The organism is Longimicrobiaceae bacterium (assembly GCA_036375715.1).
Taxonomy (GTDB): Bacteria; Gemmatimonadota; Gemmatimonadetes; order Longimicrobiales; family Longimicrobiaceae; genus DASVBS01.
In genome coordinates this window covers 74,190-89,460 of the sequence record DASVBS010000074.1, presented here as the reverse complement: position 1 = coordinate 89,460, position 15,271 = coordinate 74,190, and the positions used below count along the sequence as shown (strand labels likewise).

10 protein-coding genes and 2 riboswitches are annotated in these 15,271 nt (G+C 65.4%); of the genes, 5 read left to right on the top strand and 5 right to left on the bottom strand.

The window, feature by feature from the left end:
- The 5 genes from VF167_15925 to VF167_15905 form a co-directional block, all read right to left on the bottom strand.
- On the bottom strand, nt 1-237 hold a 237-nt coding region (locus tag VF167_15925), incomplete at its 3' end, for a hypothetical protein (GenBank protein ID HEX6926912.1).
- A 75-nt stretch (nt 238-312) separates the two neighbouring features.
- A complete protein-coding gene (locus VF167_15920; protein HEX6926911.1) occupies nt 313-1,809 on the bottom strand; it encodes a sigma-54 dependent transcriptional regulator in 1,497 nt (498 codons plus the stop codon).
- 63 nt (nt 1,810-1,872) lie between these two features.
- Nucleotides 1,873-2,562, bottom strand: coding sequence for a hypothetical protein (locus tag VF167_15915; protein ID HEX6926910.1), 690 nt, complete (start codon nt 2,560-2,562; stop codon nt 1,873-1,875).
- A 643-nt stretch (nt 2,563-3,205) separates the two neighbouring features.
- On the bottom strand, nt 3,206-4,114 hold the full coding sequence (locus VF167_15910; protein HEX6926909.1) for a response regulator: 909 nt from the start codon (nt 4,112-4,114) through the stop codon (nt 3,206-3,208).
- Nucleotides 4,115-4,462: 348 nt separating this feature from the next.
- Nucleotides 4,463-5,344 (bottom strand): FHA domain-containing protein, encoded by an 882-nt coding sequence (locus tag VF167_15905; GenBank protein ID HEX6926908.1) that lies wholly within the window; start codon nt 5,342-5,344, stop codon nt 4,463-4,465.
- 355 nt (nt 5,345-5,699) lie between these two features.
- Between VF167_15905 and VF167_15900 the strand changes: the two genes are divergently transcribed.
- From VF167_15900 to VF167_15880, 5 genes are all read left to right on the top strand, one after another.
- A complete protein-coding gene (locus tag VF167_15900) occupies nt 5,700-7,919 on the top strand; it encodes a PKD domain-containing protein (GenBank protein ID HEX6926907.1) in 2,220 nt (739 codons plus the stop codon).
- Between the two features lie 312 nt (nt 7,920-8,231).
- Nucleotides 8,232-10,070, top strand: coding sequence for a PKD domain-containing protein (locus VF167_15895; GenBank protein HEX6926906.1), 1,839 nt, complete (start codon nt 8,232-8,234; stop codon nt 10,068-10,070).
- A gap of 210 nt (nt 10,071-10,280) precedes the next feature.
- Nucleotides 10,281-11,486: a glycosyltransferase gene (locus VF167_15890; GenBank protein ID HEX6926905.1), complete on the top strand. Its 1,206-nt coding sequence runs from the start codon at nt 10,281-10,283 to the stop codon at nt 11,484-11,486.
- Nucleotides 11,487-11,558: 72 nt separating this feature from the next.
- A complete protein-coding gene (locus VF167_15885; GenBank protein ID HEX6926904.1) occupies nt 11,559-12,455 on the top strand; it encodes a sulfotransferase domain-containing protein in 897 nt (298 codons plus the stop codon).
- A gap of 194 nt (nt 12,456-12,649) precedes the next feature.
- Nucleotides 12,650-12,738, top strand: a riboswitch (cyclic di-GMP riboswitch).
- Between the two features lie 274 nt (nt 12,739-13,012).
- A riboswitch (cyclic di-GMP riboswitch) is annotated at nt 13,013-13,101 on the top strand.
- Nucleotides 13,102-13,225: 124 nt separating this feature from the next.
- Nucleotides 13,226-15,187: a right-handed parallel beta-helix repeat-containing protein gene (locus VF167_15880; GenBank protein ID HEX6926903.1), complete on the top strand. Its 1,962-nt coding sequence runs from the start codon at nt 13,226-13,228 to the stop codon at nt 15,185-15,187.
- Nucleotides 15,188-15,271: the final 84 nt, after the last annotated feature.

The window sequence follows — 15,271 nt, the reverse complement described above, 5'->3', positions numbered from 1 at the left end:
CCAGCAGCGGACGAGCTCCCTGGCGAGGGTACGGGCCGCCAGTCGGGCGATCCGACCCGTCGCCACCGGCTCCGGATCATCGAACGGCGCATCGTCGCACAACAGGTCGACCAGCGCTGCGACCGACTGGGCGACGGCCTCTCGGCTCTCCCCGGAGAGGCTGCGAAGCAACCACTCGGTCGTCCGTTCGGCCGCGGTACGGATCGATTCTGAGGTGGTGCCTTCGGTATCTTTCACGTAGCGGACGTCTCCGGCTCAATCGCGCGATGGTGAGAGGCTGCGGTCTCCGCTGCTGTAGTTGAACCGGGAGGCTCAGTTGGTCCGCAACACCGTTCCGCGCTGAAGTCCGTGTTTTTCCATCAGCCGGTACAGGGTAGTGCGATCGATACCGGCGATGCGCGCCGCCTCCGACATGTTGGAGCCGGCGTGGGCGATCAGAAGTGTCAGGTAGCGAAGCTCGAAATCGGAGAGAACTTTGTCGCGCGCGCTGTGATACTCCAGGTCCTCGGGTGTGAGCTGAATGCCATTGCCATTGCGCAGTAGCGAAGCCGCCGACTGGGTCGCCCCGCCATCCAGATAGGGGATGTCGTCCGGCTGAATCTCGCTGCCGGGCGAGAGCAGCACGACCGCGTGCTCTATCACGTTCTGCAGCTCGCGTACATTCCCGACCCAGGGCCGGGTCTGCAGCTCGCGGATGGCCATCGGGCTGAAGGCCGGGATCGGGGATCCCTTCTCCCGGTGCCGCTTCCAGTAGAGGTTGAGGAAGTGCTCCGCCAGTATCGGGATGTCCTCCACCCGCTCGCGCAGGGGCGGAACACGGATGGGCACCACGCTCAAGCGATAATAGAGGTCGCGCCGAAGATTCCCTTTCTCACAGGCGACCTGCGCGTCCTGGTTGGTCGCAGCGATGAAGCGGACATCGACCCGAGCGTCGACCGATTCGCTGCCGAGGCGCCGGACCTGTCCATCCTGGATCACGCGCAGGAGCTTCGCCTGGATGGGCAACGCCATTTCCGTCAGCTCGTCCAGGAAGAAAGTGCCGCCATCGGCCACCTGCAGAAGCCCCGGCTTGTCGCGCACCGCCCCGGTGAAGGCCCCCTTCACGTGGCCGAACATTTCCGATTCGAGCAGCGTCTCCGGAAGCGCCGCACAGTTGACGGCGACCAGTTGGTTCCGACTGCGCGGGCTGTGGTGATGGATGAACTGGGCAATCACCTCCTTGCCCGACCCGCTCTCTCCTGTCAGGAAGACAGAGGCGTCGGTCTTAGCGACCTGCTCGGCGAGGCGGATGACGCGGAGGAAGGCGGGCGACCGCCCCAACAGCGTGACGTTGGAGCTGTGGCCGTGCTGGGGCTCGTGGGCAGCGGCGGCTTTTTTCTTCTCGCGCGCCGCAACCACCGTGTGCCACGCGCGCCCGATCAGGATCTGTAGATGGCTGGCCGTGAACGGCTTGGGCAGGTAGTCCCAGGCCCCCATACGGAACGCTTCGACGCTCGAATCGACACTCGGATTGCCGGTCATCAGGATGACCAGCGAGTCCGGGTGCAGCTCGCGGTTCAGCCGGAGCAGCTCCATCCCGCTCACCTGGGGCATGTGCAGATCGACGAGGAGCACATCGAAGGCAATTCTCTGGATCAGCTCTCGAGCTTCCTCACCGCGTCTGCAGGTGGTGACGTCGTAGCCCTCCAGCGTCAGCACGCTCGCGCAGCTTTCGCAGAGCGTCGGCTCGTCGTCGATGACGAGGATCCGGAGGGGCTGCGCCGATCCCTCGTCGGCGGGGGAGCGAAGAGAAGCAGTGCGAGTCGTCATGGCGTCCTTCGTCGGCTCAATCCGAAGACCTGCGGAAATCCGAGGGTAGAACCGGGCACCGACTCACCGTAACCACACTGCGTCCGAAGCCTCGCCTACCAGCAGCACGCCGGCAGGGGCGAACCGTCCTTCCTCGATTGGACGACTTCCCTCTCTCGAGGAGCTGCCTCCCCCGATCCAGGTCGCGGGAGCGAGCCCTCGGTCGTCCTCTTTCTCAGACGCAGCGTGCGCACCGGAGGCGGCCGGGAGGAGCGTGGGCTCAGCAGAAGGCGATTCTCGCTCCGGGCGAGGCAGGTACACCACCGCCGACCCGGCCTTCGGCTCCGGATCGACGAATCCATAGCTCTTATACCAGTAGCCGGGAGGGGCCCAGCACGGGTAACCGTCGTCGCCAAGGCGGCGCCAGAGCTTCCCTTCGGCGACCGCCACGTCCCGCCGGAAGTCGTCGCCGAGCGATTCGGGAACCATCCAGGAGCAGATGACGCGCCCTTCCTGCCAGACGCCGTTGTCGTGCAGTCGACGTGCACAGCGGGCCACCACTTCACGTCTCACTCCACAGAATTTCGCCAGCGCATCCACGTTGTGGCGGATCCGTAATGAGGCGAGCAACACGAGCGCGGCGTTGAACGTATCCGAGCGTTCAGGGAAGGCGTGCCCGTGATCGCGGAGCAGGCGTACGATTCGATCCTTCGACCAGGCGCCGTAGATGCCGGGATGGGCCCTGCCGGGAATAGCGGAGACGATTTCGGACATGTCGGTCACCTCGACGGGGGCTCGCGCGTCTGTCCTGCGGGGGTTGAACGCGGAAAATTCGATTTCTGGGAGCTGTTTCAGTTGCGTCTTCGCGGTGGATTCCTCGGTAGGCAGAGGGTGTGGTGAAGAGAGGATGGTCCGGTCGACACGCGACCCGAAGACCACGCGCCGGAGGCCGGCCTATCATTGATCGTGCCCGCGACGACACCATCGGCCCGGAAGACAGAGGCTCCGCCTGGGCGCGCAGGCCGAACGAAGCGCCGCCGTCGATACTGATTCGCCGTCTCCGTTGCGGTGTCGCGCTAACACTGTGGTTCCAATCCTACACTATTGCGCCGATCCAACTCGTGGCTGCGCGCTGGGACTCGGAGCGGCAGCCCAGGGCCATCGCCCAGGGTGTTCCGGTGATGCGATGCTAGGGGTTAGTCGGCTGTATCAGCCGCCCTATGGCAGGCTTAAGGGAAAACCGTGGTGTTGTGGCGAGGAAACGCGCGCTTGCTCGTCAAAGCAGCGTGCAGGATGAAGCATATGGCTGCACGGGGCGAAGTCAAGGACCAAAGATGCGGCGCCTATCGCACGCGCTGGGCGACGAGCGCACCTGCACCAACCGACGTCGCTCGGCGGGAGGTAGCGCTACCGGCGATCACGCCGGGGAGTCGTTGCTGAAGGGCTGCACGGGGGGCGACCCGGGGAGCTGCGCCATGCGGAGTGCCTGCGTGGAGCGAACGAGCATCTCCAGGGGTTCCATCGGCGCGGCGGAGAAATCCGACACAGCGAAGCAGCCGATCCGCACCGGCAACGGGCTGTCCGTACCGGACGATTCCGCCTCGAAAGCCTCGATGACCCGGTTGGCGAGCTGCAGCATGCCGGGCAGTTCGGTTTCCGGGGCCAGGATCACATACTCGTTGGGGGCGAGCTGCCCGATCACATCGCACCCGCGAACGACCGACCGCAGGACGTCGGGTGGACGGCGGCCCTCGGGACGAGCGGGAAGGGGCTCTCGAGCCAGTGCGCTGGTGACCCGGTCGACCGAGATCGGCTCGCGAGCGCAGGAGACGGTGGCACACCCGAGCGCTCGGGCGTAGCGGCGGGCGGCCAGGCCCATCTCACGGATGCGGGTCAGGATCCCACGCAGATCGTACAGGCCAGTGGTCGGGTCCATGAGGCCATCCGAACAGGAGCGGCTGACGCTGCGTCGGGCAGCCAGATAGACGCGCAGCCTGGCGATGAACTCCTCCGCGTCGAGCGGGAGGCTAGCGTAGTCCCATCCGCCGGCGTGGAGGACCTGGAGGCGATCGCTGCGGCGACAGGGGCCGGAAGTGGTGATGAGAATGGGGGTGGTGGGGCTGACCAGCTGCTGCTCGCGAAGTTGTCGACAGAGCTCGATGCCCGAGGTGTCGCGGAGCGTCGCATGGAGGATCACGACGTCCGGGTCGTGCACCTGGACCTGCTCGAGGACCTGGGCGCCCGTGGTGGCGCGGATCACGGAAAAGCCATCCGGCGTCAGGATGGTTTCCAGAGACCAGATCCAGATTTCCTGTTCGTTGGCCACAAGGGCTCGTGCTGGCCGCTCGCGTTCCGCAACTGTACGGCTGGCGAGGCCATTCTCCTGCTGCATGTCGTAGGCGGATCGGGTGGTCTGTTCGCATGGGCGTGAGCGACCGATGCCGACTCTCCGTGCACTTTGCAAGAGACGTGCGGAATCCGGGGTGCCCGGGATCGGCCCCCGCGGGCGCGCCGAACAAGCCCGCTCCGGGTAACGAATACCGTGAATTCGGCCCCGATTCTGGCCTGAAACCCTGCGTCGGGGCGCTGCTCAGCCCCCTGTGGGTGCGCTACAGCCGTGTGGTGCCCGCGCCACGAGTGCGGCGAGTCGCGCCCCGGATTGCCGGTCGGGAGCCTAGCTGTTCTGATACCGCAGCACGACCTCTCCCAGCTCGATGATGTCCCCCGTGTTCAGGCGCTGAGCCTCACCCGGCCCGCCGAGCCCGACCCCGTTCACCCGTGCCGGATTGGTCGCGGAGAGGTTCGCGATCTCCCAGGTGTCCCCGAGATATCGCATACGCGCGTGGGTGCGGCTAACGCTGGCCCCGCGCACCTGGATATGCGAGATCGAATCGTTCGGGGCGCGCCCCAACGTGAATTCCGGGTTGGCGGCGCCGGGATGACGGACGAAGCGGATCTCGGTCCCGCGATCGATTCCCTCCACTACCGTCAGGCTGCCGGGGAGCAGCTGAACGGTGAGGGCGTTCTCCTCGCCGGTGCCGTTGCTCGCTGCAAGGCCGAACGCCCCGTCGCCAAACCCATGCTCCGTCGGGAAGTCCGCTCTGTGGGGTCCGTTCGCACGCCATGTGGCCTGGTCGCGCCGAAAGACGCCAGCCGATCCTTGACGATCAGTCGGGGTGCCGAATCGAACCGGGGGCTCCGTCGATACCGAGCCAGGAAACGGTGTTCGGGGTTCCACCGCGCCGTCCAGCGATCCGGGAAGCCCCAGCCGCCGCGTCCGCACGACTCCGGCTGACGCGGCGGCACGATGCGGGACTTGCTTGAGGTGGGGCAAGCGGTCCGCCGGGAGCTCCTCGCGCTTGATCCCGCCGGCCTGGAACACCAGCAGCGGGTCTCTGGCGGCGCTCGTCTGCCTGGAGCGAAGGCCTAGCTGCCGGCGCACCAGGATGGTCACCAGAAGCGCGGCGACCAGCAGGACCGGCCAGTCCCGGCCCGGAGAAATCGCGTAGAGAGCAGCGGCAAAAGGCTGCACCAGCGTCAGCGTTGCGATGACCATTCGTTCTCAGAGCCTCACGTGCCGATTCCCCGGGCGCCTCGGGGCGACGCCCACCCCGCCCGCACGTTGCTTCACGGCTTCCGGCCGCCTCGAACCCTCTAGACGATCGAGGCCTCGCGCACGCCACATCCTTCCCTGTCGCCGCCCCAAGTGACTTACCGCGGAGGGGCAGAGACGGCCTCCGTGCCACCTTCTGCGATCTCTGCGTTTGCCTTCGGTCGCTCCAGCGCGCGCAGTGTGACGCTATGACATACCTGTCAGTCTTAAAGATCGCGGGCGCAGTCCTGTGCGTACGGCGCGTCGATCCGGGCATTCCCGGACGCGCTTCCCACCTTCCAATCACTGGGTCAGGGTCATGCCCACGGTCTTCGCGCGGTTGTGCAGCCTCACGCTGTGTTGTCTGGCTGTTCTGGGAATCGGTGCCTGCTCGGACAACTCCATCGCCGAGCCGGAACTGGGCGGCGAGGCGTCAGGAGAGAATCGCGCGGCCGCGAATGCCGCCACGCCTGTCACCATCTCGGATCTCCAGGTTGCAACCGGATACAAGTACGTCGTTGCGACGGGTCTGGAGGACGGGGCGCGGGCCTTCATCGATCGAACCTTCGTCTATGAGGACGTCCCTCTAGCACTACAGGGGCACACCTACATTCGGACGCGACAGGGAGATAAGGAGGCATCCCCCGAAACGCTGATGTCGTTCCGGATCGACCGCGAAGCGGTAGTCTACATCGCCTACGAGGGTACGCCGGCTCCATGGATCGCCGAGGCCGGCTTCGAGCCCATTCGGGATTACCTGCTCATCGTCAAACCCTCAGAACGGCTTCGCCACTATCTGTTCGCGAAGGTCTTCCCTGCGGGGCGGGTGGAGCTCGGGGCAAACGACGGCTCCCGCAGGGAGATGTATACCGTCATCGTGCGGCCTACCGGTGACGGAGTCCAATCCGTCAACGCGGGAGGACCGTACAGCGGTGCAGCCGGGACGTCGATCCAGTTCGCAGGGAGCGCGCAGACGGTGCCGGAGCTCGATCTCCCGCTGACCTACACCTGGGACTTCGGGGATGGGCACACGGGAGCGGGCCCACGGCCCACGCACACCTACACGGCTCCCGGGACTTACACCGCCCAGCTCCATGTCAGCGATGCACTGGGCAACACGGTAACAGCGACAGCGCAAGTAAACGTGGGCAATGCACCGGCTCGCGCCGCATCGCAGGTAAGTGCAGGAGATGCATACGCCTGCGCATTGCGTGCGACGGGGGTAGTCGAGTGCTGGGGGCAGTCGGAATACGGAGAAGCTCCGGCTTCGAGAACGGCGTCCACGGGGCGCTTCGTAGAAGTGGCAACGCACAAGAATCACACTTGCGCCCTTCGCGATGACGGAGCCGTGGAGTGCTGGGGTAACAATGGCAATGGTCGCGCTCCCGCCCTGAAGACCGCCGCAACCGGGGTCTTCACCCAGGTTGGAGTGGGGCAGGTTCACAGCTGCGCCCTGCGCGATGACGGCGTGGTCGAGTGCTGGGGCGGCAACGGCTACGGCCAGGCCCCCCCCACACGACTTGCCGGGGAGGGCTACTTCACTCAACTCGCGGTCGGGGACGATCACACCTGCGCGCTCAGGATCGACGGCGCGGTGGACTGCTGGGGCCAGCTCGCATCGACGCGCACGGCAACCTCCGGCAGGTTCGTGCAGGTCACTGCAGGGGACGACCATACCTGCGCACTGCGGAATGACGGCGTGGTGGAGTGCTGGTTCCTGAACCAATACGGTCAGGCGCCGCCCACCCGGACCGCGACCACCGGTCGCTTCGTCGCGGTAAGCGCCGGCGGTTGGCACACGTGCGCGCTGCGATCGGACGGCGTGGCCGAGTGCTGGGGCGGCAACGGCTGGGGACAGGCGCCAGCCACGCAGACCTCGTCGGTGGGTCAGTACCACCAGCTGAACGGCGGGTATTACTTCAACTGCGCGGTCCGGAGCGACTACGCCTTCGAGTGCTGGGGGAGGAACAAGGAGGGGCAAGCGCGGTCGGAGCAGCGCATCGTCTTCACGTCGCCGCCACCGAACCCGGGGTACGTCGGCGGACGGTATCCCATCGCCGCGGTGGGTGGCGGCTCCGGCAGCACCGTGAAGTTCAGCAGCGTCACGCCAGGAGTGTGCACGCTCTCCGGGTGGACGGTGTGGGCCAATGCCACCGGCACGTGCACCATCGCCGCCAATCAGGCCGGGAACTCGAGATACTTTCCCGCTCCGGAAGTACAGGTGAGCTTCCAGGCGAGGACGCCTCAGACCCCCAGCGCCCCAACCAACCTGAGTGCCACCGCAGTGTCCGGGCCGCAGGTGCGCCTGCGCTGGACAGACACGAGTGACCGTGAGGATTCTTTCCGCCTCATGCGCCGGCAGCAGACGAGTGGCGGCACCTGGGGGGAGTGGGGGTGGATCGCTTCGCCGCCGCAAAACGCGGTGGAGCACACCGACAGCAACGTCGTGTCAGGACTAACGTATCAGTACGGGGTGCGGGCCTGCGCCGGTACCAGCTGTACGACATGGGTCTTCAGCACGCCGGTCACCGTTCCCTGAGCCAACCGACGCCGGCGGGTGCATAGCGCATCGAGACTGCGCGCGCCCGCCGGTTGTCGTTCGTCTGCGTGGACCCAGCCACGATGAACTCACCTCATAGAATGTGACTCTATAGTACTCTAATCCGTCATCTAGGAGGCGCCGGACGTTGCGTATAGCCCCCCGATCCGGAATCTCCGGACGCGCTTCCCACCTTCCATCCACCGGGTCAGGGCCATGCCCACGATCTTCCCGCGTTTGTGCAGGGCCGCGCTGTGTTCCCTGGTTGTAGGAATCGGTGCTTGCTCCGACAACGCCATCTCCGATCCCCAATTGGACCCCGAGACCTCGGGAGAGAATCGCGCGGTCGCAAGCGCGGCCAACACGGTGAACATAACGGATCTCCAGGTCGCGACCGGCTACGAATACGTTGTTGCGACGGGGCTTACCGACAGCGCGCGGACCTACATCGATCGCCCCTACATCTACGACGAAGTCCCCCGATTCCTTCAGGGCGCCACCTACATCCAGACGCGACAGAGCGACAGAATCGCGACGCTCGACACCCTGATGACCTTCCGGATCGACCGCGAAGCGGTGGTGTTCCTGACCCTGCGCAGCGGATCAGAGCCGGAATGGTTCAGCCAGGCTGGCTTCAGGTTCGTCCGGGATCACCTTTACATCAACAAGCCCACGCAACTGGGCCGGACCCGCCTGTACGCGAAGGTCTTTCCGGCGGGGCAGGTCGCACTCCCGCCGATCGGCGATTCGCACTACGACATGTACACCGTCATCGTTCGCCCAGTCGGAGACGGCGTTCTGTCCGCGGACGCGGGCGGCCCGTACAGCGCAGCCGCCCGCACCATGGTCCAGTTCGTCGGGACCGCGGAGACGGCCCCCGAGTTCGATCTCGCGCTGACTTATACCTGGGATTTCGGGGACGGGCACAGCGGCATTGGTCCGGGGCCTGGGCATACCTACGAGTCTCCCGGCAACTATACCGCACGGCTCGAGGTCACCGATTCGATGGGGCACACCGTGACAGCCACGGCGAAGGTGGACGCCAGCAGTGCGCCGTGGTACACCGTATCGCAGGTGAGCACGGGCGAAGGATACGCCTGTGCGGTGCGCGCAAACGGATATGTCAACTGCTGGGGGCAATCCGACTACGGGGCGGATCCGAGTACGAAGACGCCCTCCGTTGGAGGCTTCGTGCAGGTGGCCGCCCACAAGGATCACGCCTGCGCCCTGCGGGACGACGGCGCAGTGGAATGCTGGGGCAACAATGTCGATGGACGCGCTCCGGCGCTGAGGACCGCCAGGACCGGGGTCTACACACAAGTGGGTGTGGGAGACTTCCAGAGCTGCGCACTACGGGATGACGGCGCGGTGGAGTGCTGGGGGTATGAGGGGGAATTGTGGCGCTATCCCTTAGAGAAGGGCGCCCAGAGGGGCTATTTCACTCAGCTCGCTTTCGGCAATCGGCACATCTGCGCGCTGAGGATCGACGGCGCGGTCGAGTGCTGGGGATTGTACAAGTCGACACGGAAGCCGGCCAGCGGCAAGTTCGTGCAGGTCACGGCGGGGGAAAACCATACCTGCGCCCTGCGAGACGATGGGGGCGTCGAGTGCTGGTATCTGAACCAGTTTGGTCAGGCGCCGCCCACCCGCAGCGCGAGCACGGGAAGCTTCGTCGCGGTGGAAGCCGGAGCCTGGCATACCTGCGGATTGCGCTCGGACGGGGTAGCGGAATGCTGGGGCGGCAATGGCTGGGGACAGGCGCCGGCCACGCGGACCGCCTTTGCGGGCAAGTACCGCCAGTTGAGCGGCGGATACTACTTCACCTGCGCGGTCCGGACCGACGACGCCTTCGAATGCTGGGGGAAGCACCGGGAGAACCAGGCACTCTCGGAGCAGCGCATCGTCCCCACCCTTCTACCGCCGGACACGGGCTACGTCGGTGCCAGCTACCCCATGGCCGCCGAGGGTGGTGGGTCCCCCAGCCCAGTGAGGTTCAGGAGTCAGACGCGGGACGTGTGCAGGCTCTCCGAAGGGCCAACGGTCTCGGCGATCGCCCCGGGAATCTGTAGAATCAGGCTCGATCAGGCCGGGACCTGGAGGTACTTCGGAGCGCCGAGGGTAGACGTGAGCTTCCGGGTCGAGGTGCCGTAGATTGCCGGCGCGGGGAACGGAGCCTGCGCACACTGGCCAGCGTCCCCCGAGGCAACCGAGCTGCGGGCTCTTAGAGCGGGCGATTAAGGTCAGTTCGCGCCGCCGGTGGGTTAATCTCGTCGGGGTTTCCCGTCGGGAAAGTGACCCGCCGGCGGCTTCGGTCGTCTGCAACCCATAGCGGGCTCAGCGATCACCGGACGGCCGGCAGCAATGCGTGTACTGATCGTTCACAACTTCTACCAGCAGCCCGGCGGCGAGGACCAGGTCTTCGCGGCAGAGACCGATCTGCTCCGCGAGCGGGGCCATACGGTGTCGCACTTCACCGTCCACAACGACGCCATCGTCGGCCTGAGCTCCGCCACGCTTGCGCGGAAAACCCTGTGGAATGGCGAGGCCGCCGACCAGCTGCGCGCCCTCTGCCGGTCGCAACGCCCACAGGTCGTCCATTTCCACAACACTTTCCCGCTCGTCTCCCCGGCCGCCTACTACGCCGCTCGGTCCGAGGGGGCTGCCGTCGTACACACCCTGCACAATTTCCGGCTGCTCTGCCCGGGAACCACCTTCTACCGTGAGGGGAAGGTGTGTGAAGCGTGCCTGGGGAAGGCGGTTCCATGGCCGGCGGTGAGGCACGCCTGCTACCGCGGGAGCATCACCGCGTCGCTGGGCGTGGTAGCGCACAACACCGTCCACCGCGCGATCGGCACCTGGAACCGCGCGGTGGACATGTACATCGCCCCCACCGAGTTCCTGCGAGACAAATTCGTGCAGGGGGGACTGCCGGCGGAGCGGATCGCGGTCAAGCCACACTTCCTCGTGGTCGACCCGGGCGTGGGGCAGCACCGGGGCGACTTCGCGCTGTACGTCGGCCGACTGGTCGAGGAAAAGGGGGTGCGTACGCTGCTGGAGGCATGGTCTACGGGGAGCCCGGGCGTGCCTCTCAAGGTCGTTGGGGATGGACCGCTCGCTTCGCTCTTCGGCGCCGAAATCCCGGGCGTAGAATGGCTGGGGCGTCGGTCGCGCGAGGAAGTCACGCGGCTGATGCAGGAAGCCCGCTTCCTGGTCTTCCCCTCGGAGTGGTACGAGGCATTCGGGCTCACGATCCTGGAGGCGTTCGCCACGGGGGCACCGGTGATCGCCGCCCGGCTAGGGGCAGCAGCCGAGCTGGTGCGAGATCGGGAGACCGGCCTGCACTTCGATGCCGGTAGGCCGACGGACCTGCTGGCCGCGGTGGCGTGGGCGCGTGACCATGCTGCAGAGATGGAGGAGATGGGAAGGCGAGCCCGCCAGGAGTACCTGAACCGGTATACGGCGGAGACGAACTACCACAGGTTGATGGCGGTCTATGATGCGGCGCTCAAACGGCGACCTGCCGGGGCGACCGTTCCGGAGCGTGCGCCCGCCGCCCAGGCCGGCTGATCTGGACTTGGAAACCGGCCGCCCGTATCGCCCCGAAGGTGACGATCGGCGGCCAGAGCAGATTCGTGCTCCATGAAGATTCCCGACTTTTTCATTGTGGGTGCAGCGAAAGCAGGGACGACGTCGCTGTTCGACTATCTGACACAGCATCCGGCGATCTTCGTCCCCCACATGAAGGAGCCGCATTACTTTTCGGATTTCGAGCACAGATACGCTCCGAAGCTGGCAAACGACGAAGAGTACCTTCGCCTTTTCGCCGCATGCCGCGACGACCAGCTGGCAGGGGACCTCTCCACATCCTACCTCTATTCGGTCAACGCGCCGCGACGCATTCGACAGTTGCAGCCGAATGCCAGGATCATGATGGTGCTGCGGAATCCCATCGAGCGGGCATATTCGTTCTACTGGTATAATCGCAACCAGTTCGTGGAGCCGCTCGGATTCGAGGAGGCGCTGGAGGCGGAGCCGGAGCGGATTGCGGCGGGGGAGAATTTTCGCTTCCACTACGTGGAGAGCGGCAGGTACTGTCCACAGGTCGAGAGATACCTCGAGGTGTTCGGAGAGGAGGCGGTGCGCATCTACCTCTTCGAGGACCTCGTGCGCGACGCGACCGGGCTGTGCAGGGACATTCTCGCCTTCCTGGGGCTGTCCACGGACCTCGAGCTGGTGACGCGTGACGTGTTCAATCGCAGCGGGGAGTTCCGCTCGAATGCGCTCGGCCACCTGCTGAACGCGCGTTTCCCTGGGAAGGAGCTCATTCGCCGGCTCGCTCCGGGAAAAGCGCGACGTTTGCGGGCGAACCTGACGAAGCTGAACATTCGACGTCCTCCGCCAATGCGACCGGAGACTCGAGAGATGCTCGTCGAGCGATTCCGCGACGACGTGGAGCGGCTCTCCGTGCTGCTGCAGCGCGATCTCAGCAGCTGGCTCGCACTTCCGCAGGTAGCGGTGGCGCGCGCCGAGGCCTGAGCCGGTCCTTCACATAACCCTTGCGCTCGGATGCGCGAAGGATTATTTTAGGACTTCCTCGACGCATCCATGTAGTGATCTCGCCGGCGCGTTCTCGCCTGAGGGCGCGCGTCGGTCGACTCGGAGGCTGGCATAGCCTTCCTGGCGAGCACGGGTGTGTTGGACCCGTGCTGGCATCGCTTACAATCCATCGTTGCTGACAAGAGCAAAACCGCCGAAAGGCGGTGGCGCAGAGCTGAGGGGCTAAAGCGGCTTCCACCGCCATGCCAGCCTGGCCGCCGGCAACGGACTTTTCCGCCGATGTGGCGGAAAAATCCGAGCGCTGGCGGCCATTTTCGTATGTACCAGCGGCACGAGGCGAACCGGCGTCGACCACGCCGTGGCCGCGCTTCGAGAAGATCCGCCGCGAATCAAGCGCGGGCTAGAAGTTGATGGTCTGATCGTCCGCGGGGCGTCTCCGCCTATTGGCGGTGAATGCTCTGACGAGGTGATCTGAATGCTCCTGAATGGCAGGGGGAGCAGGCCGCGATAGCGGCCGCCCCGCCACACGGGATCGTTGCTGCCAAGAGCAAAGCCGTCGAAAGGCGGCGACGCAGAGTCAAGGGGCTACAGCGGAATCTTCCGTCATGCTCGCCTGGCCGCCAGCAACGCCAATCCACGCCTCTGGCGTGGAAAAGCGCGGCTGGCGGCCTTTTTCGATCCCAGCCACGCGGAGGAAACGGGCGCGTGTCCCCGGACCGCAATCCAACAACCACACACTCATGAGGACGATGAATCGGAACCTGACTCGTAGTGCGCTCGGCGTCCTCGCTCGGGCCGTCGCTGGCGCCTGCACCGGCGACCGGTTGCGTCCGCGTTGGAGCCGCCTCGGCGGGAGGCTCTCGCTGGTGCTCCCGCTCCTGCTGATCTCTGTGACCGGTTGCACGGACGATCCGGTCGCGCCTCAAGCCGAATCGAGCTTGACACCCGGCGAGGCGAACGAGGCCGTGGCCCCGGCCGACCTGCTGAGCGACATCCATGCTGCCTCGGGGCGTCGGTATATAGCGGTAAGCTATCTCAGTGGGGGGAAGCGCGCGTATATCGATCGCACCTATACCTATCAAAGTGTGCCTGACCTCGTACGAGGGCAGGTTTTCATCCGCACCGCCAACGGGGACCAGGCGGTCTCCGGAAACGGCAGCTTTCTGACCTTCCAGCTGAAGCGACAGTCGCTCGTCTACATTGCCTACAATGGCAAGCCGCCGGCGTGGGTGACGGAACGCGGCTTCAAGCCTACGGGCGAGCGACTGGTGATTGCCAAAGAGCGGGAGAAGAAAACGCACGACCTGTACGTGCGGGCCTACTCCGCCGGGAAGGTCACCCTCGGCAGTAACCGCGCGGGGAGCGGGTCTGCCGAGATGTACACGGTGATCATCCGTCCTCAGGAACTGTACACCACCGCAGTCTCGACGGGGAGCGGCTTTTCCTCGATCGTCGAGGGGATTCGCCCGCGAGGATACGGCAAGGTCACGTACACACTGCTCCAGCCCAAGACGGGTGGCAGGACGTATTACGTAGACCCCAACGGCAGCGACAGCAATCCAGGGACGTATTCCGCCCCCTTCCGCACCATCAACAAGGCTGCGCAGGTCGCAAAGGCGGGCGACGTGGTGAATATCCGCCCCGGGACATACCGGGAGTCGGTTCGCGTGCGCAATGGCGGCACCGCCGGCCGCCCCATCGTATTCCAGGCGACCGGTCGAGGGAAGGTGGTGCTCACCGGAGGCTCATACAATTTCACGCCGGCCGAGTATTACGGCGGGGTGAAGAACTACGGTGCCATTCACGTCACCCTCCGCGGCCTGGTCTTCCGCAACTACGCGCCCTTGGTCTCCGACATAAAGCGCCGGGCGGCCGTAGCCGCGATCCGGGGTTGGAAGATCGAGGAGTGCCTCTTCGACGCCGCGGGCTACTCCGGACTGGACATTCGAGGGGATTCGGTGACGGTGGTCCGCAGCACCTTCCTGAATCACCATACGCTCGCGGTTACGGCCTCGGCGGAGACCTGGCAGCGGAAGCTGAGGCGACCGCGGCTCATCGACGTGATCATCCGCGGCAATCACACCCGCCCGGACCCTCTCTACGGAGACGGTGCCATGAAGGTGATGAAGTTCTACCACACGGCGGATGCGGTGGTCGACAACGTGGAGAGCTACGAGAACTTCGGGCCGGGGATCTGGTTCGACACGAACAATACGAATTACGTGGTGCGAAACAGCTACCTCCACCACAACTACGGGGAGAGCGGCCGCGGGCTGTTCATCGAAGTGAGCAAGTCTCCGGGTCTCGTGGAGAACAACATCTTCGCGGGCAACTCGGTCTCCGGGGTCACCGTGGCGAACAGCACCGGAGTGACCATCAATCACAACCTGTTCGTGCGCAACGCCCGCTCGATTCACCTGGTTGACGAATATCGGAAGGAGGGGTACGACCTCGGCAACGTTCGCATCACGCGAAACGCCTTCAAGGGTTGGCAGCGAGACTCGAACATCCACCCCGGTGGAAGTAGGATAAAAACCCGTACCCCCGCACAGATGAACCTGATGGCGGACTATAACACCTACGATCCCGGAACCGTGCCCGAGATGTCGTACTGGAAGCAGACCGGGTGGCTCCGCAGCGTCAGCGAGCTGCGCTCCAAGCTGGGGTGGGAGCAGAATGGGCGAGTAGGGACGGTGACCCCGCCGATGTAATGCTGCGGCGGGCTGGTGCGGAGCGAAACCCCGCGGAGGTATAGTGGGGGTGTGAGCGTCGCAGCCTGCAATCGGGGTGTCAAC

Bases quoted from the DNA above. Each gene is read 5' to 3' on its own strand.
- VF167_15920 (HEX6926911.1), bottom strand. From the start codon at position 1,809: ATGACGACTCGCACTGCTTCTCTTCGCTCCCCCGCCGACGAGGGATCG.
- VF167_15915 (HEX6926910.1), bottom strand. From the start codon at position 2,562: ATGTCCGAAATCGTCTCCGCTATTCCCGGCAGGGCCCATCCCGGCATC.
- VF167_15905 (HEX6926908.1), bottom strand. From the start codon at position 5,344: ATGGTCATCGCAACGCTGACGCTGGTGCAGCCTTTTGCCGCTGCTCTC.
- VF167_15900 (HEX6926907.1), top strand. From the start codon at position 5,700: ATGCCCACGGTCTTCGCGCGGTTGTGCAGCCTCACGCTGTGTTGTCTG.
- VF167_15890 (HEX6926905.1), top strand. From the start codon at position 10,281: ATGCGTGTACTGATCGTTCACAACTTCTACCAGCAGCCCGGCGGCGAG.
- VF167_15885 (HEX6926904.1), top strand. From the start codon at position 11,559: ATGAAGATTCCCGACTTTTTCATTGTGGGTGCAGCGAAAGCAGGGACG.
- VF167_15880 (HEX6926903.1), top strand. From the start codon at position 13,226: ATGAATCGGAACCTGACTCGTAGTGCGCTCGGCGTCCTCGCTCGGGCC.